The organism is Pseudaminobacter soli (ex Li et al. 2025), from assembly GCF_029892515.1.
Lineage (GTDB): Bacteria > Pseudomonadota > Alphaproteobacteria > Rhizobiales > Rhizobiaceae > Pseudaminobacter > Pseudaminobacter soli_A.
This window is the reverse complement of sequence record NZ_JARXVF010000001.1, coordinates 2,187,425-2,210,180: the sequence shown is the minus strand read 5'-3', so window position 1 is coordinate 2,210,180 and position 22,756 is coordinate 2,187,425. Positions and strand designations below refer to the sequence as shown.

21 protein-coding genes are annotated in these 22,756 nt (G+C 65.1%); 13 read left to right on the top strand and 8 right to left on the bottom strand.

Features of this window, described 5'->3' with window-relative positions; genetic code table 11:
• Window positions 1-28 precede the first annotated feature (28 nt).
• Both M2281_RS10585 and leuS read right to left on the bottom strand, forming a co-directional pair.
• Window positions 29-598: an LPS assembly lipoprotein LptE gene (locus tag M2281_RS10585; RefSeq protein WP_280821012.1), complete on the bottom strand. Its 570-nt coding sequence runs from the start codon at window positions 596-598 to the stop codon at window positions 29-31.
• A complete protein-coding gene (gene leuS, locus M2281_RS10580; protein ID WP_280821011.1) occupies window positions 585-3,206 on the bottom strand; it encodes a leucine--tRNA ligase in 2,622 nt (873 codons plus the stop codon). The genes M2281_RS10585 and leuS overlap by 14 nt, the downstream gene beginning before the upstream one ends.
• Window positions 3,207-3,350: 144 nt before the next feature.
• On the opposite strand from leuS, the gene M2281_RS10575 reads away from it, so the two are divergent.
• Window positions 3,351-4,013, top strand: coding sequence for a YggS family pyridoxal phosphate-dependent enzyme (locus tag M2281_RS10575; protein ID WP_280821010.1), 663 nt, complete (start codon window positions 3,351-3,353; stop codon window positions 4,011-4,013).
• 11 nt (window positions 4,014-4,024) lie between these two features.
• Here M2281_RS10575 and M2281_RS10570 read toward each other — a convergent pair whose 3' ends face one another.
• Window positions 4,025-4,933: a LysR family transcriptional regulator gene (locus M2281_RS10570; protein WP_280821009.1), complete on the bottom strand. Its 909-nt coding sequence runs from the start codon at window positions 4,931-4,933 to the stop codon at window positions 4,025-4,027.
• Window positions 4,934-5,050: 117 nt separating this feature from the next.
• Between M2281_RS10570 and M2281_RS10565 the strand changes: the two genes are divergently transcribed.
• Complete coding sequence (locus tag M2281_RS10565; protein ID WP_280821008.1) at window positions 5,051-6,235, top strand: MFS transporter; 1,185 nt, start codon at window positions 5,051-5,053, stop codon at window positions 6,233-6,235.
• A gap of 69 nt (window positions 6,236-6,304) precedes the next feature.
• A complete protein-coding gene (locus M2281_RS10560) occupies window positions 6,305-7,339 on the top strand; it encodes an aldo/keto reductase (RefSeq protein ID WP_280821007.1) in 1,035 nt (344 codons plus the stop codon).
• 111 nt (window positions 7,340-7,450) lie between these two features.
• On the opposite strand, the gene M2281_RS10555 is transcribed toward M2281_RS10560, so the two are convergent.
• Window positions 7,451-8,563 carry a branched-chain amino acid ABC transporter substrate-binding protein gene (locus M2281_RS10555; RefSeq protein ID WP_425537691.1) on the bottom strand — a complete coding sequence of 371 codons (1,113 nt, stop codon included), beginning with the start codon at window positions 8,561-8,563 and terminating at the stop codon, window positions 7,451-7,453.
• A gap of 290 nt (window positions 8,564-8,853) precedes the next feature.
• Between M2281_RS10555 and M2281_RS10550 the strand changes: the two genes are divergently transcribed.
• On the top strand, window positions 8,854-9,240 hold the full coding sequence (locus M2281_RS10550) for a hypothetical protein (protein ID WP_280821006.1): 387 nt from the start codon (window positions 8,854-8,856) through the stop codon (window positions 9,238-9,240).
• Between the two features lie 8 nt (window positions 9,241-9,248).
• On the opposite strand, the gene M2281_RS10545 is transcribed toward M2281_RS10550, so the two are convergent.
• Entirely contained in the window at window positions 9,249-9,521 is a 273-nt protein-coding gene (locus M2281_RS10545) for an usg protein (RefSeq protein ID WP_280821005.1), read from the bottom strand.
• 315 nt (window positions 9,522-9,836) lie between these two features.
• On the opposite strand from M2281_RS10545, the gene acs reads away from it, so the two are divergent.
• The 3 genes from acs to M2281_RS10530 all read left to right on the top strand — a co-directional run bounded on the left by acs (window position 9,837) and on the right by M2281_RS10530 (window position 12,704).
• Complete coding sequence (gene acs / locus M2281_RS10540; RefSeq protein ID WP_280821004.1) at window positions 9,837-11,792, top strand: acetate--CoA ligase; 1,956 nt, start codon at window positions 9,837-9,839, stop codon at window positions 11,790-11,792.
• Window positions 11,793-11,935: 143 nt separating this feature from the next.
• Entirely contained in the window at window positions 11,936-12,328 is a 393-nt protein-coding gene (locus M2281_RS10535) for a MerR family transcriptional regulator (protein ID WP_280821003.1), read from the top strand.
• On the top strand, window positions 12,270-12,704 hold the full coding sequence (locus tag M2281_RS10530) for a carboxymuconolactone decarboxylase family protein (RefSeq protein WP_280821002.1): 435 nt from the start codon (window positions 12,270-12,272) through the stop codon (window positions 12,702-12,704). Before M2281_RS10535 ends, M2281_RS10530 begins: the two co-directional genes overlap by 59 nt.
• A 282-nt stretch (window positions 12,705-12,986) precedes the next feature.
• Here the strand turns inward: M2281_RS10530 and M2281_RS10525 are convergent, their stop codons facing one another.
• Complete coding sequence (locus M2281_RS10525; RefSeq protein ID WP_280821001.1) at window positions 12,987-13,448, bottom strand: thermonuclease family protein; 462 nt, start codon at window positions 13,446-13,448, stop codon at window positions 12,987-12,989.
• Between the two features lie 66 nt (window positions 13,449-13,514).
• A complete protein-coding gene (locus tag M2281_RS10520; RefSeq protein WP_280821000.1) occupies window positions 13,515-13,742 on the bottom strand; it encodes a DUF1674 domain-containing protein in 228 nt (75 codons plus the stop codon).
• A gap of 107 nt (window positions 13,743-13,849) precedes the next feature.
• Here M2281_RS10520 and htpX point away from each other — a divergent pair, with 107 nt between their 5' ends.
• From htpX to purH, 5 genes are all read left to right on the top strand, one after another.
• On the top strand, window positions 13,850-14,869 hold the full coding sequence (htpX, locus tag M2281_RS10515) for a zinc metalloprotease HtpX (RefSeq protein ID WP_280820999.1): 1,020 nt from the start codon (window positions 13,850-13,852) through the stop codon (window positions 14,867-14,869).
• On the top strand, window positions 14,860-16,257 hold the full coding sequence (locus M2281_RS10510) for an RsmB/NOP family class I SAM-dependent RNA methyltransferase (RefSeq protein WP_280821177.1): 1,398 nt from the start codon (window positions 14,860-14,862) through the stop codon (window positions 16,255-16,257). Before htpX ends, M2281_RS10510 begins: the two co-directional genes overlap by 10 nt.
• A 172-nt stretch (window positions 16,258-16,429) precedes the next feature.
• Window positions 16,430-18,133 (top strand): heparinase II/III family protein, encoded by a 1,704-nt coding sequence (locus tag M2281_RS10505; protein ID WP_280820998.1) that lies wholly within the window; start codon window positions 16,430-16,432, stop codon window positions 18,131-18,133.
• Between the two features lie 71 nt (window positions 18,134-18,204).
• Window positions 18,205-18,534: a GIY-YIG nuclease family protein gene (locus M2281_RS10500; protein WP_280820997.1), complete on the top strand. Its 330-nt coding sequence runs from the start codon at window positions 18,205-18,207 to the stop codon at window positions 18,532-18,534.
• 94 nt (window positions 18,535-18,628) lie between these two features.
• Window positions 18,629-20,245 (top strand): bifunctional phosphoribosylaminoimidazolecarboxamide formyltransferase/IMP cyclohydrolase, encoded by a 1,617-nt coding sequence (gene purH, locus M2281_RS10495; protein ID WP_280820996.1) that lies wholly within the window; start codon window positions 18,629-18,631, stop codon window positions 20,243-20,245.
• A 222-nt stretch (window positions 20,246-20,467) separates the two neighbouring features.
• On the opposite strand, the gene M2281_RS10490 is transcribed toward purH, so the two are convergent.
• Complete coding sequence (locus M2281_RS10490) at window positions 20,468-21,847, bottom strand: MFS transporter (RefSeq protein WP_280820995.1); 1,380 nt, start codon at window positions 21,845-21,847, stop codon at window positions 20,468-20,470.
• Window positions 21,848-22,056: 209 nt separating this feature from the next.
• Here M2281_RS10490 and minC point away from each other — a divergent pair, with 209 nt between their 5' ends.
• On the top strand, window positions 22,057-22,746 hold the full coding sequence (minC, locus tag M2281_RS10485) for a septum site-determining protein MinC (RefSeq protein WP_280820994.1): 690 nt from the start codon (window positions 22,057-22,059) through the stop codon (window positions 22,744-22,746).
• Window positions 22,747-22,756 lie beyond the last annotated feature (10 nt).

Sequence of the window (22,756 nt, the reverse complement as noted above, 5' to 3'; positions counted from 1 at the left end):
CCCTCGGTCAGGGCCGGATCGCAGGGGATCAGTGCGGCCTCGCCAGGTCCTGCGCGAGCGCAAGCCTCAGCAGTTCGGCCAGCTCGCGCGCGGCGCGATCCTCGGCATTCATGCGCGCACGCAAGGCTGCGAATTCCTGGCGCGGAATGTCGAAGGACGAAGATATTTCACGCTTGCCGAAGGAAACGACCTTGTCGGTGCCGATCTCCTTCAGCGTGTAGTGCGAGGTCACCGTAATGGTGGCCGCCGTCGGCTCGTCCTCGGTCACGCGCTGCACGATGGCCGAAGCCGTCTCGCGCTCGGTGATGTCCAGATCGAGCGAATAGAGCGGCGTTGCCGGCTGGCCCGCCCCGCCATTGAGCCCGAAGATCAGGTTGTTGCGCACCTGCTGGGCATAACGCGTCTTCACCGGCTTGATCGCAATCGAGCGCAGCCCGGTCGTTGCCACGGCGGGCACGCCCGGCGCCACCGGCGCGGTGGAATAGAGCGGGCGCACGGTGCAGGCGGAAGCAACGGCCACGGCCAGCATGACGCCGGCCAGGGCAAGGTTACGAGAGCGTTGGAACCGGGACTTATGCGTCTGGTCAGGCAACGACATTGACGATCCTTTGCGGCACGACGATCACCTTGCGCGGCGCTTTTCCTTCGAGTGCCTTCTGGACGGACTCGAGCGCCAGTGCCGCCTTTTCGACGGCAACTTGATCTGCGTCGCGGGCGATTGTCAAATCCCCGCGCTTCTTGCCGTTGACCTGCACCGGATAGGTGAACTCGTTGTCCACCACCAGCGCCGGATCGAACGTCGGCCACGGCCGCTCGGCCACCAGATCGGTGCCGCCCACGGTCGCCCAGCCTTCTTCGGCCAGGTGCGGCATGAAGGGCGCAATCAGATGCACGAGGATCTCGACCGCTTCGCGGGTCGCACCCTTCAGGGCATCGTCCCCCTTGCCCTCGGCGATCTCGCCCACCGGGCCGGACAGCACGTTGGCCAGTTCGTAGATGCGGGCGATGGAACGGTTGAAGGCGAGCTTTTCGATGTCCTCGCCGACCGCCTTCAGCGCCTTGTGCGCGGGCTTGGAAACAGCCCCCGCCGCACCTTCCGAGGCCGAAACAGGCTTCACGCCGGCCAGCGCTTCGCCGGCGGTGGAGATGATGCGCCACACGCGCTGCACGAAGCGATGCGCGCCGGCCGCGCCGTCGTCGGTCCATTCCACGTCGCGCTCGGGCGGGGAGTCCGACAGCATGAACCAGCGCGCGGTGTCGGCGCCGTAGCCATCGGTGATCTCTTCCGGGCTCACCGTGTTCTTCTTGGACTTCGACATCTTCTCGAGCGCGCCGATCGACGCCGGCTTGCCGGTCGCGATCTCGATGGCGCTGCGTGTCGTGCCGTCGATCTCAAGCCGCACCTCGGTCGGCGCCAGCCAGCGCCCCTCGGCAGACTTGTAGGTCTCGTGCACCACCATGCCCTGCGTGAACAGGCCCTTGAACGGCTCGGCGAGGTTCAGGTGGCCGGTCTCGCGCATGGCGCGGGTGAAGAAGCGCGAATAGAGCAGGTGCAGGATCGCGTGCTCGATGCCGCCGATATACTGGTCCACCGGCAGCCATTCATTGGCGGCCTTGGGGTCGGTCGGCTCGTTTTCCCACGGCGCGGTGAAGCGGGCGAAATACCACGACGAATCCACGAACGTGTCCATCGTGTCGGTTTCGCGGCGCGCATCCTTGCCGCACTTCGGGCACGTCACATGGCGCCAGCTTGCATGGCGGTCGAGCGGGTTGCCCGGCTTGTCGAAGTCGATGTCGTCGGGCAGCTTGACCGGCAGGTCGGCGCGCGGCACCGGCACGGTGCCGCAATCGTCGCAGTGGATCATCGGGATCGGGCAGCCCCAGTAGCGCTGGCGCGAAATGCCCCAGTCGCGCAGGCGGAACTGCACCTTGCGTTCGCCCATCGGGCGGTTGCCGATGGTCTTTTCGCCGAGGAGGTTCGCGACCTCCTCAAAGGCCTGCTTGGGCTTCATGCCGTCGAGGAAGCGCGAATTGATCATCACGCCGTCGTCGGTATAGGCCTCTTCGGTGACCTGGAAGGTGGCGGCGTCCGCGCCTTCCGGCATCACCACCGGCACCACCGGCAGTCCGTACTTGTTGGCGAAGTCGAGGTCGCGCTGGTCGCCCGAGGGGCAGCCGAAGATCGCGCCCGTGCCGTATTCCATCAGCACGAAGTTGGCGACATAGACCGGCAGCGTCCAGCTGTCGTCGAAGGGGTGGACGACGCGGATGCCGGTGTCAAAGCCCTTCTTCTCGGCGGTTTCGAGCGCAGCCACCGAGGTGCCCATGCGGTGCACTTCATCGAGGAAGGCAGCCAGTTCTGGATTCTTCTCGGCGACCTTCTTGGCCAGCGGGTGGTCGGCGGAGATCGCCATGAAGGAGGCGCCGAAGATCGTGTCCGGGCGCGTCGTGTAGACTTCCAGCTCCTGCTCACCGTTCGGCGCGGTGCCGTCGGCAATCGCCCAGCGGATCAACAGGCCTTCGGAGCGGCCGATCCAGTTGGACTGCATGGTGCGGACCTTCTCAGGCCACTCGGTCAGGCCTTCCAGCGAATCGAGCAGGTCCTGCGCATAGTCGGTGATCTTGAAGAACCACTGCGTCAGCTCGCGCTGTTCGACCAGCGCGCCCGAGCGCCAGCCGCGACCATCGATGACCTGCTCATTGGCGAGCACGGTCATGTCCTCGGGGTCCCAGTTGACCTTGGACGACTTGCGCGTGACCAGCCCCTTCTCGACCATGTCGAGGAACAGCATCTGCTGGCGGTGGTAGTAGTCGACGTCGCAGGTGGCGAACTCGCGGCTCCAGTCGATCGACAGGCCCATCACCTTCAGCTGCGCGCGCATCGTGGCGATGTTGTCGTAGGTCCAGTCCTTGGGATGAACCTTGTTCTGCATCGCGGCGTTCTCGGCCGGCATGCCGAAAGCGTCCCAGCCCATCGGGTGCAGGACGTTAAAACCCTTGGCGCGCTTGTAGCGGGCAACTACGTCGCCCATCGTGTAGTTGCGCGTATGGCCGATATGGATGCGCCCCGACGGATAGGGGAACATCTCCAGCACGTAGTATTTCGGGCGTGGGTCCTCGTTCTTCGTCTCGAAGAGCTTCTTGGCATCCCAGGCCTTCTGCCATTTGGGCTCTGACGCGCGTGGATTGTATCGTTCGGTTGCCATCGGATGTTTTTCACTTAAAAGCGTGCGTGGAACCTACGGGCGAAAACCCGTGGTTCAGGAAATCGTCGTGGGTGTTCATCATGGATTCCCCAACCCGTCAACACCAGCAGGCTGGGGGCGGGCAAAAAGCAGCAGGGCCAAGGCATGGAAAAGTCGGTCGAACAGCTTCTCGAGGTCAGGCGCAAGATCGCCGCCGCAGAACTTGAGGCGGACCGCCCGGAAGGCGCCGCAACGCTCGTCGCCGTGTCGAAAACCTTCGAGGCCGATGCCATCCGCCCGGTGCTCGAGGCGGGCCAGCGCGTCTTCGGCGAAAACCGCGTGCAGGAAGCGCAAGGCAAGTGGCCGGCGCTGAGGCAAGAATTTGCAGGCATCGAGCTGCATCTCATCGGCCCGCTGCAGTCCAACAAGGCCAAGGAAGCGGTGGCGCTGTTCGACGTCATCGAAACGGTCGACCGCGAGAAGATCGCCGCGGAGCTCGCCAAGGAGATCGCAAGGCAGGGCCGTTCGCCAAAGCTCTACGTGCAGGTCAACACCGGCTCCGAGCCGCAGAAGGCAGGCATCGAACCGCGCGAGGCGGTGGAATTCGTCAAGCGCTGCCGCGAGGTTCACAATCTCGCGATTGAGGGCCTGATGTGCATCCCGACGGCGGACGAAAACCCCGGCCCGCATTTCGCGCTGCTCGAAAAGCTGGCGCGCCAGGCCGGCGTCGAAAAGCTGTCGATGGGCATGTCGGGCGACTTCGAGACGGCCATCGCCTTCGGCGCCACCAGCGTCCGCGTCGGCTCGGCGATCTTCGGCGCCAGATAACGGCCTGAGGTCTACGCCAGCGTCACGTTCTCGGTGAGAAAATCGAGGAACGCGCGCACCCGCGCCGGCAGATATTTGCCCTGTCCGACATAGATCGCGTGCGTGGCTTCCTCGTCGCCGGGATTGAACTCCTCGAGGATCGGCACCAACCGCCCGGCGGCAATGTCGGGGTCGACATGCCAGCGCGCCAGACGGGCAATGCCCGCGCCGGCAAGCGCCATGCGCCGCATCGCCTCCCCGTCGCTCACCACCACATTGCCGTTGGTCGGCACGATCATGCTCGCGCCGGTTCCATCGACAAAGGGCCAGCCATTGACGTGGCGCAGGAAGCCGAACTCCATGCGTTCATGTGCGTCGAGATCGGCCGGCACATTCGGCGTGCCACGGCGCGCGAGGTAGGATGGCGCTGCCACCAGTACCATGCGGCTTTGCCCCAGCTTGCGCGCGACCAAGCTGGAATCGCTGAGCGGACCTGCCCGAATGGCCACGTCGGCGCGTTCCTGCATCAGGTCGATGACGTCATCCGTCAGCACCACGTCGACCGATATCTCGGGATAGAGCTCCAGAAACCGCGCCACCAGCCTGATCAGGCGATGCTGGCCGAACGGCACATAGCTGTTGACGCGCAGCCTTCCGCGTGGCGCGGCCCCAGCCGCCGCCTCCCGTTCCGCCGCCGCCATGTCAGCCAGAATGCGCATGGCACTTGTGTGAAACGCAACGCCCTCCGGCGTCAGCATGATCTTGCGCGTGGAGCGGCTGAGCAGCCGGCCCCCCAGCCGCGCCTCGAGCCGGGCGACGAGCTTGCTCACCGCCGAGGGGGTCACGCGAAGCGCCCGGGCAGCCGCCGAAAAGCTGCCCGCCTCGATCACGCGGACGAACACTTCCATCTCGCCGGAGCGGTTGATTTCGGGTCTCGCCATTCGTGAATCTATTTCACAGAAAATGTGCCTTCCGCAAGTCTGGTTCACAAAGCTCCGGCAGACGATCTATAGGCCGGCGCCGGCTACTGGCGTCGACCTATCGTCGCTGGAGCAACCATGCCTATCGCCCTTTATGCACTCGCCGCCGGCGCTTTCGGAATCGGCGTCACTGAATTTGTCATCATGGGCCTGCTGCTCGATGTCAGCGCCGATCTCGGCGTGTCGATCTCGGCGGCAGGCATGCTCATTTCCGGCTATGCGCTGGGCGTCGTCGGCGGCGCGCCGCTGCTTGGCGCCATTGCCGGGCGCTGGTCGCACAAGACGCTGCTGATGGCCCTGATGGCGATCTTCACCATCGGCAATCTCGCCTGCGCGCTTGCGCTGGACTACTGGACGCTGATGGCCGCGCGCGTGCTCACAGCCTTTGCGCATGCCTCCTTCTTCGGCGTCGGCTCGGTTGTCGCCACGGGGCTGGTCGCCCCGGACCGCAAGGCCTCGGCAATCGCCGTCATGTTCACCGGCCTCACGCTCGCCAATATCCTCGGCGTGCCCTTCGGCACCTGGCTCGGCCAGGCCTATGGCTGGCGCTCCACTTTCTGGGCGGTGACGCTGATCGGCATCGTCGCTCTGGGTGTCATCGCGCTTCTGGTCCCGGCCGACCGCAATAGCGAGGAGCAGGAAGGCGGGGAAAGCGCGCTCGCCGTGCTCGGCCGCAAGCCCGTCCTGCTGGGGCTTCTGACCACCGTGCTAAGCTGGGTCGGCGTCTTTGCCGGCTTCACCTACATCGCGCCCATCCTCACGCGCATCACCGGCTACTCCGAAGCGGCCGTTTCGCCGATCCTGCTGGTCTTCGGCGCGGGCCTGGTGGCGGGCAACCTGCTTGGCGGACGACTGGCCGACCGGCGGCTGGTGCCTACCGTGATCGGCAGCCTGATTGTGCTCTCTGCCGCGCTGTTCGTCCTGACCCTTGCGATCCACAACCAGGTCCTGGCGGTCATCGCGATCGGCCTTTTCGGCGCCGCCGCCTTCGCTACGGTCGCTCCGCTGCAGATGTGGGTGCTCAGCAAGGCCGCCGGCGCGGGCCAGGGGCTGGCATCTTCCTTCAACATCGCCGCCTTCAACCTCGGTAACGCCATCGGCGCCTGGCTCGGCGGCTTCGTCATCGACCACGGACCCGGCCTCGGCGCCGTGACCTTCGTGGCTGGACTGGTCCCGCTGGCGGCACTTGCCGTGGCGTTCGCCGCGCTGCGCCTCGACCGGCGCGGTGTAGGCTTCGTGCCGTCTCCCAACGCGGCCGAATAGCTGACCTCACCCGCGGGCATTTTGTTGCCCGCACCCAATGTCGTTCAACGCATACAAGGAGTACTGACCATGGAATACAGACGACTTGGAGCATCCGGCCTGAAGGTGCCGGCTCTTTCTTTCGGCGCGGGCACATTCGGCGGCTCCGGCCCGTTGTTCAGCCACTGGGGCAACAGCGGCGAGACCGAAGCGCGGCGGCTGGTCGACATCTGCCTGGAGGCCGGCGTCAACCTCTTCGATACCGCCGACGTCTATTCGGACGGCGCCTCGGAAGAGGTGCTTGGCGCGGCCATCAAGGGGCGCCGTGACCAGGTGCTGATCTCCACCAAGACCTCTTTGCCCATGGGCGACGGACCGAACGATGCAGGCTCTTCCCGCTCACGGCTGATCCGCGCGGTCGAGGACGCGCTGCGGCGCCTTGGCACCGACTATATCGACCTTCTTCAGCTCCACGCCTTCGACGCCGGCACGCCCATTGACGAAGTGCTGTCGACGCTCGACGTTCTCGTCCGCGACGGCAAGCTTCGCTATGTCGGCGTATCGAACTTCTCCGGCTGGCAGCTCATGAAGTCGCTGGCGCTCGCCGACAGGCACGGCTGGCCCCGCTATGTCGCCAACCAGGTCTATTATTCGCTCGTCGGACGCGACTACGAATGGGAGCTGATGCCGCTGGGGCTCGACCAGGGCGTCGGCGCGATGGTGTGGAGCCCGCTCGGCTGGGGCCGCCTGACCGGCAAGGTCAGGCGCGGCCAGCCGCTGCCCGAAGGCAGCAGGCTTCACGACACGGCAAGCTTCGGACCGCCGGTCGAGGACGAGCACCTCTACAGAATCGTCGATGCGATCGACGTGATAGCCAGGGAAACCGGCAAGACGGTGCCGCAGATCGCCCTAAACTGGCTGCTCCAGCGCCCGACCGTATCTTCCGTCATCATCGGCGCGCGCAACGAGGAGCAGCTACGCCAGAATCTGGGAGCCATAGGCTGGTCGCTCACGCCCGAGCAGGTCGCGCGCCTCGATGCGGCAAGCGAAGTCACCGCGCCCTATCCCTATTTCCCCTACCGGCGGCAGGAGGGATTTGCGCGGCTCAATCCGCCGGTGGTCTGATCGCAGTCCAGCGGAAGTCGATGCAGATAAAAGGCCGGGATCTCTCCCGGCCTTTCTTCGTACCCAAACAGTTTGAACGAGCATCGGAACATTCCGATGCTCCAGGCGAGATCAGTCCGCCGAGACGATCTTGCCGTCTTCCCACTTGAACAGCGAGAAGCTCGGCGAGGACAGGTCGCCGTTTTCGCCGTAGGTGAGCTTGCCGATAGCGGTCTGGATCGGCTCGCCCGACTTGATCGCGGTTGCGACGGCGGCGGTATCGTCGGCCTTGCCGGCCTTCTCGATGCCTGCCTTCAGAACCTGCACGGCCGCATAGGCGTTGAGCGTGAAGGCCTCCGGCGGAACGCCCTTGTCCTTCAGCACCTGCACGGCTTCGGCCGAATCCGGGTTCTTCAGCGCGTCGGTGGCATTGGTGAAGAGTGTGCCGGCCGCAGCCTGGTTGCCGATCGCCCAATATTCGGTGTTGGAGAGGCCTTCGCCGCCGATGATCTGCGCCTTCACGCCGGCATCCGCCAGCTGACGGGCAAGCAGGCCGCCTTCGGGGTGATAGCCGCCGAAATAGATGACTTCCGCGCCGTCCTTCTTCAGACGGCCGACGAGCGCCGAGTAATCCTTGTCGCCGGGGGTGAGGCCTTCATACAGCACCTCGGTCACGCCGCCGGCGTTGAGGCCGGCCTTGAACGCATTGGCCAGGCCCATGCCGTAGGTGCCCTTGTCGTGGAGGACGGCGATCTTCTTGTCCTTCAGATGGTCGAGCACGTATTTGGCGGCGACTTCGGCCTGCTGGTCGTCGCGGCCGCAGGTGCGCAGAATGTTGGTCAGGCCGCGATTGGTCAGGTCCGGCGCGGTCGCGGTGGGGGTCACCATCAGCACGCCGTTCTCGGCGAAGACGTCCGAAGCGGGGATCGCCACGCCCGACGTCACCGGGCCGACGACATAGTGCACACCGTCGCCGACCAGATTGTTGGCGGCCGACACGCCCTGCTTGGGATCGCCCGCATCGTCGGCGAACTTCAGCACGACCTTCTCGCCCAGAATGCCGCCATTCTTGTTGATCGTGTCGACGGCGGCTTCCGCGCCGTTCTTGACCTGGTCGCCATAGGCCGCGACGGGGCCGGTGAGCGGCGCAACGAGGCCGATCGTGATATCGGCGCGGGCAGCCGATGCGGCGACGACCAGGGACGCGGCGAACGCAACGCCGGCGAGTAATTTCTTCGTGTTCACGTCAATTCTCCTCAAGCGAACCTCGGAAACTCCAAGTAGAAACCTTCGGGATAGACCGAAAGCCTGGCTTGGCGCATAGCCATTCGTCGCCACCTTGGCAATCGGCCAGACAGGACAACCAGATAGGCTTGCCAAACAGTCTAGCATGAACTGGCCAACGACATTGCCCGAGGCCGGGTAAACCTGACCCGGCGTCAATACAACACATGGAAAACGAAGCGCGCGAACCCAATCTCCGGTGAAGAACCACGCGACGGACGGGCCACCTTTGCGATGCGAAGGAGGGCATCATGAACAAATACCCTGTCCACACGACCGACCGTCTCCACCCATTCGTTTATGCCGCGCTGGTTGCACTGGCCGCCTTCTATGTCATTGCGGCATGGATCGGCTTTGGTGCGGGCGAGAACACCGACTACCTGCTCAGCGTCATGACGGGCTTCTTCATCATGATTGTGGTGCTGCCGACAATTGCCTGGCACACTTGGCGCGCCCACCGCCGGCGCCGCGCGCCCGATGAGAAGATACCGAGTTTTTCGGAATGGGCTTCCGAACAATTCTATACCAGCAGGGACCACATGAGCGGCTCGTCGGCAGCCATCCAGGTCTTGCTGCCCATCGCCGCGGTTGCCTTCGGCATGGTTGCCTTCGCCATTGTCGCGCGGCTGTCGGGCTGAAAACGCCGTCAGTGCAACACGAACTCGCCCTTCACATTGCGCCATTCGTTCGGCGCGACCAGCAGCCTGTGCGTGTAGCGCACCGAATGCAGCGGCCCGTCCAGCCGGGTCGTCCAGAACCTGATGAACCTGAACAGGCCCGGGAAATCCGGCGCCAGGTCGTAGTCCTGCCAGACGAAGGTCTGCAGCAGATGGGGATGGTCGGGCATGTGGTAGAAAAACTGCGCCGTGGTCAGCCCGTACCCCTTCAGCATCAGTTCCAGTTCGGAAACGTTGCGCATGGCCTTTCACCCGCTCCCTGCCGTTTCTCCACTAATATAGTGGGTGACGCGGCCAGATGCTTAACCGTGCTTGGAAAACGCGCATGGGCGCGGAGAGTTTCATTTACAAAATCAAGAGCTTGTCAGCACTCCGTACGTCGAGTGCCAATGCCAATGCGAGACGGCCGCAGCCACCGCCTTTTGTGCGAAGCCGGGCAAATCCAAGGTCTAATATTGTCCGCTACGGCGGAATGATATTAATTCGACCCGAACATCTGCGCGCTCACCTGCGCAGCGGGCCGCGCTCAGGCTGCCCGACATCCCTGGGGAGAGAAAATGTCCGACGAGAAAGTCTACCGCGTTCAGCCGGCGTGGAAGAAAAATGCGCTGATCGACAACGATACCTACCTCAAATGGTATGCCGACAGCATCAAGAATCCGGACAAGTTCTGGGGCAAGCACGGCAAGCGGATCGACTGGTTCAAGCCCTACACCAAGGTCAAGAACGCCTCCTTCACCGGCAAGGTCTCGATCAAGTGGTTCGAGGACGGCGTCACCAACGTCTCCTACAACTGCATCGACCGCCACCTGAAGAAGCGCGGCAACCAGACCGCCATCATCTGGGAAGGCGACAACCCGTACGACGACAAGAAGATCACCTATAATGAGCTTCACGAGCGCGTCTGCCGCGTCGCCAATGTGCTCAAGAAGCACGGCGTCAAGAAGGGCGACCGCGTCACCATCTACATGCCGATGATTCCCGAGGCCGCCTATGCGATGCTCGCCTGCACGCGCATCGGCGCCATCCATTCGGTGGTCTTCGGCGGCTTCTCGCCCGACGCGCTGGCCGGCCGCATCGTCGACTGCGAATCGACCTTCGTCATCACCGCCGACGAGGGCCTGCGCAGCGGCAAGGCCGTTCCGCTGAAGGAAAACACCGACAAGGCAATCGACATTGCCGGGCGCCACGGCGTGATCGTCAAGAACGTTCTGGTGGTGCGCCGCACCGCCGGAAAGATCGCCTGGTTCGCCAATCGCGACCGCTGGTACCACGAGGAAACCGCCTCGGTTAAGGCGGACTGCAAGCCCGAGAAGATGAAAGCGGAGGACCCGCTGTTCATCCTCTACACCTCGGGCTCGACCGGCAAGCCCAAGGGCGTGCTGCACACCACCGGCGGCTATCTCGTCTACGCCTCGATGACCCACCAGTATGTCTTCGACTACCATGACGGCGACGTCTACTGGTGCACGGCCGATGTCGGCTGGGTCACCGGCCACAGCTACATCCTCTACGGCCCGCTCGCCAACGGCGCCACCACGCTGATGTTCGAAGGCGTGCCGAACTATCCGTCGGCCTCGCGCTTCTGGGACGTGGTCGACAAGCACCAGGTCAACATCTTCTACACCGCCCCCACCGCCATCCGCGCGCTGATGGGCGCTGGCGACGACCATGTGAAGAAGACCTCGCGCAAGAGCCTGCGCGTGCTGGGCTCGGTGGGCGAGCCGATCAATCCCGAAGCCTGGGAGTGGTACTTCAACGTCGTCGGCGAGAAGAAAATCCCGATTGTCGACACCTGGTGGCAGACCGAGACCGGCGGCATCCTGATCACCCCGCTGCCCGGCGCCACCGACCTCAAGCCCGGCTCGGCCACCCGGCCGTTCTTCGGCGTCGTGCCGCAGCTGGTCGACAATGAGGGCAACGTGCAGGAGGGCGCGGCCGACGGCAACCTCTGCATCACCGAATCCTGGCCGGGCCAGATGCGCACCGTCTATGGCGATCACGAGCGCTTCGTGCAGACCTACTTCTCCAACTACAAGGGCAAGTACTTCACCGGCGACGGCTGCCGCCGCGACGCCGACGGCTACTTCTGGATCACCGGCCGCGTCGACGACGTCATCAACGTGTCGGGCCACCGCATGGGCACGGCCGAGGTGGAATCGGCGCTCGTCAGCCACGACAAGGTGTCCGAGGCCGCCGTCGTCGGCTATCCGCACGACATCAAGGGCCAGGGCATCTACAGCTATGTCACGCTGATGGCGGGTGTCGAAGCCACCGAGGACCTGCGCAAGGAGCTCGTCGCCCATGTGCGCAAGGAGATCGGCCCGATCGCCTCGCCCGACAAGATCCAGTTCGCGCCGGGCCTGCCCAAGACGCGTTCGGGCAAGATCATGCGCCGCATCCTGCGCAAGATCGCCGAGGACGACTTTGCGTCGCTGGGCGACACCTCGACGCTTGCCGATCCGGCCGTGGTCGACGACCTGATCGAGCACCGCCAGAACAAGAAGGGCTGACGCGCCCTTCCGCGTTTGCAAGGGCGGCTCGTCCGGCTGGACGGGCCGCCCTTATTCGTTTCGGCGCGCGAAAAATCGGCTATTGACTTAGAGTGCACTCGAAGCCCTAGCTTCTCCTGCGTCGAAACGAAACGAGGTTGGCCATGAAGATCGGCGAACTGGCGAAACGCAGCGGGCTGACGGCGCACACGATCCGATACTATGAGCGGATCGGGCTGCTGCCCTATGCGGATCGCGACCGGTCGAGCCAGCGCGATTACGACGCGTCCATCCTGACCTGGATCGAATTTCTCGGCCGCCTCAAGGCAACCGGAATGCCGATCCGCGAAATGCTGCGCTACGCGGCGTTACGGCAGGATGGCACGGCAACCGAGCCCGAGCGCCGCGTATTGCTTGAAAGGCACCGCGACCGCGTCCGAGCCAACCTGGCCGAGCTCCAGGCCAATCTCCTCGTCCTCGACAACAAGATCGCCGGCTATGCCGCAGCAGAACAGAGGACAGGAAATGGCCATTCACCAAAAAGAGCATCAAGATAACGAAACCCGGTTCGAGCGCGGCCTGCGCGCGCTGGGCGAAATCGACGGTCATGGCGGCCAGCAGGTGGTAGACTCACTTGCCGACATCGCCCCCGACTTCAGCCGCTATCTCATCGAGTTTCCCTTCGGCGACATCTATTCCCGTCCGGGCCTCGACCTGAGGTCCCGCGAGATCGCCACCATCGCGGCACTGACCGCCCTGGGCAATGCCCGGCCCCAGCTGAAGGTGCATGTCCAGGCGGGGCTGAATGTCGGGCTGAGCCGCGACGAGATCGTCGAGACCATCATGCAGATGGCGGTCTATGCCGGGTTTCCGGCGGCACTCAACGGCCTGTTCGCCGCGAAGGAGGTTTTCGACGTCGCTGAGCCGAGCTAAACGTCGCCGCACTTTTTTCTTGCAGGCCGGCGAAGCAGCCCCCACATTCGGCGGCGTGTTCAACCAATCGAAAGGAGGTGATCCGATGTCGAGTGATTTCGTTTTCCAGCGTGAGGTCTCGGCGGATTGCCTTCGCGGGGAGCAGCCTCTCCGTTGAAGTGCATGACGTGCGGCAGGCGAGCCCTTAAGGGCCCTTGCTGACGACCGCACGCCGGACGAAAGAACGGGGCCGCCAGCTTCGCAAGAAGCGGCGGCCTTTCTTTTTACGCTGGATCTAGGCGGTCACCCACACCAGCCGTCGCGGTGGCCGCCCCAATAGGGCCGCGCGAGTCCGAGATCGAGCATGATCGGGCCAACGGAGTGGCCGTCGCGCGTGACGACATCGGCCAGCACGCGGCCGTAATATTTGGCACTGCCGATATTGGAGATCGAAACCTCGCCGCCCTGCAGCAGCTCAGCCAGCACGTCCCGCGCTTCAAGCGCGGCCGAATACTCACTGGCGCAGCGGCTCTTCATCTCCGGCGCGTCGATGCCACGTATGCGGATGTTCACGCGGATCGTCTGTCCCGGCCAGACATGGGCGTCCGCGACAAATGTGTCGCCGTCCAGAACCTTGACGACGCTGGCCGCCACCGGACCTGCAAAATCCTGGCCGGCGAGCGCTGGTGTCATGCCGAGGCTGTACGCCGCCAGAACGCCAGCGGGCAGCACGCGCATCACCTTGGCGAATCGTAGCGATCCCATTTCAAGGTATTTATTCCTATTTTAGCTGGAAGGCAATGAATGGCGGCAGAGAGCGCCGCGCGCCCCTCAGAAGTCGGCTGCGATGCCCTTGATCTCCCAGTCGCCGTAGCGCACGGGCTCCTTGCCGCCGCGTCCGCCCAGTTCGCGTGGCACTGCCGCTTCCTGTTCGAGATAGGCCTTGCGGCGGGCTTCGGCTTCCTGCAATGCGCGCTCGGCCGCCGGCGTCAGTTTCTTCGGTTCGGGCGTGGCTTCGGCGGCCTCCGTTTTGGCCCCTTCGGTGAACTGCTCGGCCATGGGAACTCCTGGCGAAATGATTGAAAACTGACGGGTTGCTACCCATCATATAGCGAAACAAGGCGCGGGGATCGACCCGTTCCCGCGGCCCCCGATTGGAGACCACGATGAACCTCATACGCACCGCTATGCTGCTGGCCTTCATGACGGCGCTGTTCATGGCGGTCGGCTATCTGATCGGCGGCCCACACGGCATGATGATCGCCTTCCTGGTCGCGGCCGCGATGAACCTCTTCAGCTACTGGAATGCTGACAAGATGGTTCTGCGCATGAACAACGCGGTTGAGGTCGATGAGCGCAGCGCGCCCGAATATTACGCCATCGTGCGCGAGCTGGCGCGGCGCGCCGGCCTGCCGATGCCCAAGGTCTATCTCATCGACAACCCGCAGCCCAATGCCTTTGCCACCGGACGCAATCCGCAGAACGCGGCGGTTGCCGCCAGCACCGGCCTGCTCGAGCGCCTGTCGCACGAGGAGGTGGCGGGCGTCATGGCGCATGAACTTGCCCATGTGCAGCACCGCGATACGCTGACCATGACGATCACCGCCACCATTGCCGGTGCCATCTCCATGCTCGCCAATTTCGCCTTCTTCCTCGGCGGCAGCAGCCGAAACAACAACAATCCGCTCGGCATGGTGGGCATGCTGGTCGCGGTGCTCGTTGCGCCGTTTGCCGCCATGCTGGTGCAGATGGCAATCAGCCGCACGCGCGAATATTCCGCCGACCAGCGCGGCGCCGAAATCTGCGGTCACCCGCTCTGGCTGGCTTCGGCCCTTGACAAGATCGCCCGCAACGTCGAACGCATCCCCAACCCCGAAGCAGAGCGCAATCCCGCAATGGCGCCTCTCTTCATCATCAATCCGCTTTCCGGCGAGCGCATGGACAATCTGTTTTCCACCCACCCCAACACCGAAAACCGCATTGCCGCGCTCGAAGAGATGGCGCGCCAGGGCATGGGCGGCAGCGGCGGCATGACCAGCCGCGACGTCAATGCCCGTCCGGGCGCCACGCGCGACACCGCCCCGCGCGGCGGAAACGGCCCCTGGGACACGCCGAAACCGTCCGAGCCCGATGATTCGGGGCCATGGGGACGTAAGCCGACCGGACCGAAGGGTCCCTGGTCGTGAAGGTGGATGAGCGGCGGCGCACGAAACCGAAACAGTCCAGACCAGCTACCTCCGAACGTGAGAGCGGCAATGGCACGCCCGGCCTTGTCGCGCGCAAGGCGGCGGCCAAGCTTCTTGCAGCGGTCATCGACGCCCACACCTCGCTCGACGGCCTGACCGACCATGACCACGGCCATCCGCAGTTCCGCGCGCTCGACATGCGCGACCGCGCGCTGGTGCGCGCCATCCTGGTCACGGCGCTGCGCTATCGCCGCACCATCGGCAACCTGATTTCGGCGCGGCTGGAGCGGCCCTTGCCGGCCAACGCCACCGCGCTTTCCCACATCCTCAATGTGGCAGCCGCGCAGATCCTGTTCCTCGACATTCCCGACAGTGCCGCCGTCGACCTTGCCGTGACCCACGCCAAGGCCGACCCCCGCACCGCCCGATTCTCCGGCCTCGTCAATGGCGTGTTGCGCGCCATCGTGCGTGGCAAGGAAACCGAGCTTCCGGCCATGCTGGCGCGCACGCAGGATGCGCCCGACTGGTTCGCCGGCCGGCTCGCCGACGCCTTTGGCGCGGACACCGCCGCGCGCATCCTCGACATCCAGCGCATCGAAGCACCGGTCGATTTCACCGTGAAATCCGACCCCGAGGGCTGGGCCGAAAAATTCGGCGGCATCGTGCTGCCCACGGGCTCGGTGCGTGTTTCTCGGCTTCCGGCCGACGTGCCCGATTTGCCCGGCTTCTCCGAAGGCGCCTGGTGGGTGCAGGACGCCGCGGCCGCCTTGCCCGCGCGCCTGTTCGGCGATGTCGCGGGCCTGCATGTCGCTGACCTTTGCGCCGCCCCAGGCGGCAAGACGGCACAGCTTGTCGCTGCCGGCGCGCGCGTGACCGCCATCGACAGCTCGAAGAACCGCCTGGCCCGGCTGGAACAGAACCTTGCGCGCCTTGGGTACTCGGCAAACACCGTGCATGTCGACATCTTGCGCTTCGAGCCGGAAGAGCTGTTCGACGCGGTGCTGCTCGACGCGCCCTGCTCGTCCACCGGCACAGTGCGCCGCCACCCCGACGTGCCCTGGGCCAAGACGCCCGAGGACATCGCCAAGCTCGCCGACCTGCAAAGCCGGCTGCTTGCGCGCGCCGTCTCGCTGGTCAAGCCAAGCGGCCGCATCGTCTTTTCCAACTGCTCGCTCGACCCGCTCGAGGGCGAGGAGATGCATGCCGCCTTCCTGGCCACGCCGGGAGTCGCGGACGACCCGATCCGGCCAGGCGAGATCGCGGGCATTGACCCGTTCCTGACGCCGAAGGGGCAACTGCGCACCACCCCCGCCGACATGGACATGGGGTCGCAGGAACTTTCAGGACTGGACGGATTCTTCGCCGCGCGGCTACAACGCGTGTCCTGATTCGAAACAACCGCAGGGTTTGCCCAAGGTCGGAAACGAAAGTTTCCGGCGCTGTGGCTTTGCAACGCTACAAATATCAAAAGTTGTAGCGCCACGACTTATTTCACCTTCGCAGATAGCTTTTAATCGTATAACTCTAACTATTTGCGGACTTTCATTCTGGAGGGACTACTTGTCGATTGCTGCGGGCAACACGACAGGCCTTTGGGCACTGGTCGCAATGGAGCTTTGGCGCAAGACGCGCCGGCGCTTGCGCGCCGGGCCGGTCTATCGCTGGCGCTTTACCGGCCGCACGCCCGAGCGCGTGCTGATCGCGCCGCCCGACCTGCGCCTCGCCGACCAGCAGATCGCCCTCGAAATCTATTACGGCCGCTATCCCTTCGCCGGCCATGTGGTCGAGACCGGCGGCAAGTCGCCCTTCCAGATCGCGGATGCAAATCGCCGCTGGCTGCGCTCGCTGCACGGCTTCCGCTGGCTGCGCCACATGCGCGCCGCCGGCACCGAGCTTGCCGCCGCCAATGCCCGTGCTCTTGTCGGCGACTGGATCGCCACCCATGGCAGCCGCATCAACGGCGTTGCCTGGGAGCCGGCCATCACCGCCCGCCGCATCATCGCCTGGCTGCAGCATTCCTCGGTGGTGCTGCAGGGCGCCGAGTTCCCCTTCTATCGCGGCTACCTGAAGTCGCTGGCAATCCAGATCCGCTATCTGCGCTCGATGGTGCGCGAAATGCCCGAGGGCGAGGAAAAGCTGCGCGCCCGCATCGCGCTCGCTTTTGCCGCGCTCTCGCTGCCCGCGCCGGCCTCGGCGCTGCGCAGCGCCACGCGCAACCTCAGCGAGGAGCTCGACCGCCAGATCCTGCCCGACGGCGGCCACATCTCGCGCAACCCGATCGCCGTGCTAGAACTGCTGGCCGATCTTCTGCCGCTGCGCCAGACCTATGCCAACCAGGCCGAGTCGCCGCCCGAGGCGCTGATCGGCGCGGTGGAGCGCATGCTGCCGGCGCTGCGCTTCTTCCGCCACCAGGACGGCGCCATCGCCCGCTTCAACGGCATGGGCGTCACCATTCCCGACCGCATCGCCTCGGTCATGCGCCATGACGACACCGCCGGCGCGCCGCTGCTGCATGCGCCCCATTCGGGGTACCAGCGCCTGTGCATGGGCGGCACCACGGTCATCGCCGACACCGGCGCCTCGCCCGCGAGCCAGGCCTCCTACAAGGCCCATGCCGGCTGCCTTTCCTTCGAGATGTCGGCGGGCCGCCAGCACTTCGTCGTCAATGCCGGCGTCGACGCCTATGGCGCCGAGGAGTTCCGGCCGCTGTCGCGCGCCACCGCTGCGCATTCCACCGCAGCGCTTAACGACACATCCTCGGCCCGCTTCACCCATTCGCCGCGCGTCAACGACCTGCTCGGCTCGCCGCTGATCGGCGGTCCCAAGACCGTGTCCAGCCGGCGCACCGACACGCGCGGCATGCAGGGCTTCGTGGCCAGCCATGACGGCTACGCGCCGCGCTTCGGCATCTACCACGAGCGCGAGATGGCGCTGTCCGGCGAAGGCACCGTGCTCGACGGCATCGACCGCTTCTTCCGCAATGGCGGCACCCGCACGCCCGATGACGGCCGAGACCACGTCACCATCCGCTTCCACCTGCATCCAGATGTCGAGCTGTTCCAGGCCGACAAGGGCCGGCTGGTGCTGGCCGCACCAAATGCCGACCGCTGGGTCTTCGCCTGCCGCGAAGTGGCGCCGCAGGTGGAGGAGTCGATCTTCTTCGCCGGCCTCGGCGGCCCGCGCCGCAGCCGCCAGATCGTGCTCGCCTTCAAGGCTTCGCGCCTGCCCGAGGTGCATTGGCAGCTGACCAGAGCAGGCAGCTGACATCCGCGCGCGGCCGCAAAATTGACAATGCGGCGCGCCAGCGTCTAGAGCCGTCTTCGAAAGGCTCTCTGATGGACAATGACAGCAAGAAGGCCGCGATCGCGGCCTACAAGAACCGCGAGGCGAATGCAGGCGTCTACATGCTGCGTTGCGCCGAGGCCGGCCAGCAATGGGTCGGCTACGCGCCGGATTTCGACGCGATCATGAATCGTGTTACCTTTACCCTGCGTTTTGGAAACCATCCGTCACGGACCCTCCAGGCCGCGTGGAACCAACATGGACAGGACTGCCTCGTTCTTGAGCAAGTCGAACGGTTCGATCCGGAGATGATCCCCACCGGCGAGGCGCTGAAGGCAAGGCTCGCTCATTGGCAGCAGAAGCTGGACGCCTTGCCGCTCTGACAGTTTGTCTTCTGGCGGGCGCCGGCGTTTGATTTCCGGCCCTCATGTGGTAGGGCCGTGCCTTGCTCATCCAGCCGCAGAAAGGCCCGCTCCCATGGCCGTCGCCTCCAAGAAAATCCCCGCTCCAGACCTGGTGCCGGTTCGCCGCGCGCTGCTGTCGGTCTCCGACAAGACCGGCCTGATCGACTTCGCCGCAGCCCTTGCCAAGGCGGGCGTCGAGCTGGTCTCCACCGGCGGCACCGCCAAGTCGATCGCCGCCGCCGGCATTGCGGTGCGGGACGTGTCCGAGCTCACCGGCTTCCCCGAGATCATGGACGGCCGCGTGAAGACGCTGCACCCCTCGGTCCACGGCGCGCTGCTCGGTGTGCGCGACGATCCCGAGCACGCCGAGGCCATGCAGGCCCACAACATCCAGCCCATCGACCTCGTGGTGGTGAACCTCTACCCGTTCGAGGAAGTGCGCCAGTCGGGCGCCGACTATGCCTCGATCGTCGAGAATATCGACATCGGCGGCCCGGCCATGGTGCGCGCCTCGGCCAAGAACCATGCCTATGTCGCCATCGTCACCGATCCGGAAGACTATGCCGCCGTGCTGAACGCGCTGGAGCTGAACGCCGGCAGCCTGTCCTACGAGTTCCGCCAGAAGCTGGCGGCCAAGGCTTTTGCCCGCACCGCGGCCTATGACGCCGCGATCTCGGGCTGGTTCGCCGACGCGCTGGCAATCGAGCACCCCACCTGGCGCGCCTTCGGCGGCAAGCTCGAAAACGTCGTGCGCTATGGCGAAAACCCGCACCAGCAGGCCGGCTTCTACGTCAACGGCGAGAAGCGCCCCGGCGTGGCGACCGCCAAGCAGCTGCAGGGCAAGCAGCTGTCCTACAACAACATCAACGACACCGACGCGGCCTTCGAGCTGGTCGGCGAATTCGATCCCGCCCGCTCGACGGCGGTCGCCATCATCAAGCACGCCAATCCCTGCGGCGTCGGCGAGGGTGCGAACCTGAAGGACGCCTATCTCAAGGCGCTCGCCTGCGACCCCGTCTCGGCCTTCGGCGGCATCGTCGCCGTCAACCGGCTGCTCGACGCGGATGCGGCGGAAGAAATCGTAAAGACCTTCACCGAGGTCATCATCGCGCCCGAGGCCAACGGGGAAGCGCAAGCCATCATCGCCGCCAAGAAGAACCTGCGCCTTCTGGTGACCGGCGGCCTGCCCGACCCGCGTGCGCCCGGCATGGCGGTCAAGTCGGTGGCCGGCGGTCTCCTGGTGCAGTCGCGCGACAATGCGGTGGTCGACGATTTCGAGCTCAAGGTGGTGACCAAGCGCGCACCGACCGAGCGCGAGATGGCCGACCTGCGCTTTGCCTTCCGCGTCGCCAAGCACGTGAAGTCGAACGCCATCGTCTATGTGAAGGACGGCGCCACCGTCGGCATCGGCGCGGGCCAGATGAGCCGGGTCGATTCCTCGCGCATCGCCGCCCGCAAGGCGCTTGATGCGGCCGAGGCAGCCGGCATGGCCGAGCCACTGACCAAGGGCTCGGTGGTCGCGTCGGACGCCTTCTTCCCCTTCGCCGACGGCCTTTTGTCGGCCATCGAAGCGGGCGCCACCGCGGTGATCCAGCCGGGCGGCTCGATGCGCGACGACGAAGTGATCGCCGCCGCCGACGAGCACGGCATCGCCATGGTGTTCACCGGCATCCGGCATTTCAGGCACTGAGTAGCTTTACCCTCCAAGGGGTTGGGCTGTTGCATTCGACCCCCACTCCGGATTGCTTCGCAAACCACTTCTCCCCCGCTCGACGGGGGGAGAGGAAACGCCGTCCGCAAGCCCGGCGCCCTTCCTCTCCCCTTTTGAGGGGGAGAGGTGCCGAGCGAAGCGAGGCGGAGTGGGGGTAAGTTGCGCCTTATGGAATTGCCTCCCTTGCGGGGAGGGTAAAGATCAGCCCTTCGCCCGGTCCGCCGGATAGGGCGTCGGCCACAGCAGCGCCATGCCCACAACCAGGAACACGACGATGACCGTCATGCCGAGCCGCGGCGAGCCGGTCACTGTCGTGATCGTCGCATAGAGGAACGGCGCCAGAAAACTGGTGGCGCGGCCGGCCAGCGCATAGATGCCGAAATAGCGGCCTGCCTCGGCGGGCGTCACGCTACGCGCCAGATAGGAGCGCGACGAAGCCTGCACAGGCCCGAAGGCAAGCCCGATCAGCAAGCCATAGAGGATGTAGGCCTTCTCCGCCGGCGTCGCGAAGAAGCCGCCGGTGCCGGCGCCATCGAGGGGCAGCACGAACAGCGTGTAGCCCGGCCCGGTGGACAGGATGCCGAGCGTCGCCACGGTCAGCAGGGTCAGCGCGATCAGGACTACCTTCTTGGAGCCGAGCGCGGTGTCGAGACGGCTCGCCGCCAGGCAGCCGAAGATCGCCACCACGTTGAGGATGATGCCGAACACGCCGATCTCGGTGATCGACCAGCCGAACATCGCCGCCGCAAACACGCCGCCCAGCGCAAGCAGCGCGTTGACGCCGTCCTGGTAGATCATGCGGGCGATAAGGAAGCGCAGGATGCCGCTGCGCCGGCGCACTTCACCGAGCGTCGATTTCAGTTCGGCAAGTCCGTCGCGCACCGCAGGCCCCAGCGCCTGCCCCTTCGCGCTGTCGGGCGTGAGGAGGAACATCGGCAGGATGAAGACGAAGTACCACAGCGCCGAAAGCGGCCCGGTGGCGCGCGCGTCCTCGCCAAGCTTCGGGTCGAGGCCAAACAGCGGCTCGGTGCCGATCAAAGTGAGCCCCGTCTGCGGCGAACCGGCCAGCAACAGGATCACGAACATCAGCGCGATCATGCCGCCGATATAGCCGAGCCCCCAGGCCAGGTTGGAAATCCGGCCGATCTCGGCCTTGGGCACCAGGCGCGGCATCATGGAATCATTGAAGACGATGGAGAATTCCGCCGCCACCGAAGCAAGCGAGAAAAACAGAATCGTCGGCAGAAGCGGCGAGCCGGGCACCGCATACCAGAGCATGCAGAGGCTAAAGATCTTGATCACCGCAAAGAAGGCGATCCACGGCTTGCGCTGGCCGGTGTGGTCGGCGATCGAGCCGAGCACCGGCGAGAGGATGGCGATGACGAAGCCGGCCGCCGCGATGCCATAGCCCCAGGCCGCCTGCCCCACTGCCGGGTCGGTCGCCATGCGCGAGACGACATAGGGGCCGAAGATGAAGGTGGTGACGACCGTGAAGAAGGGCTGCGCCGCCCAGTCGAAAAACATCCAGCCCCAGATGCCGGCGCGCGACGCCCTCGTGCTCTCCATGCTCGCCTCGGCCATGTTCCCTCCGTCCGCCTTTGTCCTGCTTGCGGTCCGCGACATGTCTGCATGTTTTTGGGAGCCGCGCAAAGGGGGAGTTCTCGGCCAAAGGTCCGCTAGTCTGCGGACACTCGGCCACACTTGGGAAGAAATGCAATTTACGTTTCGTTTACCATGGCCTACACCGCGGCCCGATTGGTAGGACTATCTGTGAACTGAGTCGCCCCCCTATGCAGAATAAGTCCATACGCTTTCGCGCCCGATCATTCGTCGCCTTCGCGCTCGTCCCAGAAGCGCCGCTGGAAGAGTGGCTGCAGGATCTTGATCGCTGGATCGAGAACTCCCCCGGCTTCTTCACCGGTCGTCCCGTCGTGCTCGACCTGAAGGCGCTGAAGCCGGAGGCCGCCGAGATCGCGGGTCTAGTAGCGCAGCTTGGCGAGCGCGGCATACGCACCTACGCGATCGAATCCAAGGACATCGACAGCCTCCCCCTCGACCTGCCTCCGCTGCTGGTGGGCGCCAAGGAAAAGCTCATCGAGGAAGCGCCCGAAGAGGCCGCCACGCCGATCGATTCGGAAGAGCCGGCGGCATCGAACACGTTGATCATCGAATCGCCGATCCGCTCGGGCCAGTCGATCAATCACCCGCATGGGGATGTGATCATCCTCGGATCGGCCAGTTCCGGCTCCGAGATCCTCGCCGGCGGCTCCATCCACGTCTACGGAACTTTGCGCGGACGCGCCTTTGCAGGCGCCTGGGGAGACCAGACGGCGCGGATCTTCTGCCGCAAGAACGAAGCTGAACTTCTGGCAATCGACGGGTGGTATCGCACCGCGGAGGACATGGAGCCTTCCACACGCGGCAGGCCGATACAGGCCTATCTGCACGAAGGCGTAATTCTGGTCGCACCCCTAAAATGACAATCGGAGA

What these genes read in the sequence shown, in the direction of transcription:
- M2281_RS10570 (WP_280821009.1), bottom strand. Translation starts at nt 4,933, where the DNA reads ATGGCGAGACCCGAAATCAACCGCTCCGGCGAGATGGAAGTGTTCGTC.
- M2281_RS10520 (WP_280821000.1), bottom strand. Translation starts at nt 13,742, where the DNA reads ATGGCCGAGCAGTTCACCGAAGGGGCCAAAACGGAGGCCGCCGAAGCC.
- minC (WP_280820994.1), top strand. Translation starts at nt 22,057, where the DNA reads ATGCAGAATAAGTCCATACGCTTTCGCGCCCGATCATTCGTCGCCTTC.
- htpX (WP_280820999.1), top strand. Translation starts at nt 13,850, where the DNA reads ATGAACCTCATACGCACCGCTATGCTGCTGGCCTTCATGACGGCGCTG.
- leuS (WP_280821011.1), bottom strand. Translation starts at nt 3,206, where the DNA reads ATGGCAACCGAACGATACAATCCACGCGCGTCAGAGCCCAAATGGCAG.
- M2281_RS10560 (WP_280821007.1), top strand. Translation starts at nt 6,305, where the DNA reads ATGGAATACAGACGACTTGGAGCATCCGGCCTGAAGGTGCCGGCTCTT.
- M2281_RS10535 (WP_280821003.1), top strand. Translation starts at nt 11,936, where the DNA reads ATGAAGATCGGCGAACTGGCGAAACGCAGCGGGCTGACGGCGCACACG.
- M2281_RS10545 (WP_280821005.1), bottom strand. Translation starts at nt 9,521, where the DNA reads ATGCGCAACGTTTCCGAACTGGAACTGATGCTGAAGGGGTACGGGCTG.
- M2281_RS10500 (WP_280820997.1), top strand. Translation starts at nt 18,205, where the DNA reads ATGGACAATGACAGCAAGAAGGCCGCGATCGCGGCCTACAAGAACCGC.
- M2281_RS10490 (WP_280820995.1), bottom strand. Translation starts at nt 21,847, where the DNA reads ATGGCCGAGGCGAGCATGGAGAGCACGAGGGCGTCGCGCGCCGGCATC.
- M2281_RS10530 (WP_280821002.1), top strand. Translation starts at nt 12,270, where the DNA reads ATGCCGCAGCAGAACAGAGGACAGGAAATGGCCATTCACCAAAAAGAG.
- M2281_RS10585 (WP_280821012.1), bottom strand. Translation starts at nt 598, where the DNA reads ATGTCGTTGCCTGACCAGACGCATAAGTCCCGGTTCCAACGCTCTCGT.
- M2281_RS10525 (WP_280821001.1), bottom strand. Translation starts at nt 13,448, where the DNA reads ATGGGATCGCTACGATTCGCCAAGGTGATGCGCGTGCTGCCCGCTGGC.
- M2281_RS10550 (WP_280821006.1), top strand. Translation starts at nt 8,854, where the DNA reads ATGAACAAATACCCTGTCCACACGACCGACCGTCTCCACCCATTCGTT.
- purH (WP_280820996.1), top strand. Translation starts at nt 18,629, where the DNA reads ATGGCCGTCGCCTCCAAGAAAATCCCCGCTCCAGACCTGGTGCCGGTT.
- M2281_RS10575 (WP_280821010.1), top strand. Translation starts at nt 3,351, where the DNA reads ATGGAAAAGTCGGTCGAACAGCTTCTCGAGGTCAGGCGCAAGATCGCC.
- M2281_RS10565 (WP_280821008.1), top strand. Translation starts at nt 5,051, where the DNA reads ATGCCTATCGCCCTTTATGCACTCGCCGCCGGCGCTTTCGGAATCGGC.
- acs (WP_280821004.1), top strand. Translation starts at nt 9,837, where the DNA reads ATGTCCGACGAGAAAGTCTACCGCGTTCAGCCGGCGTGGAAGAAAAAT.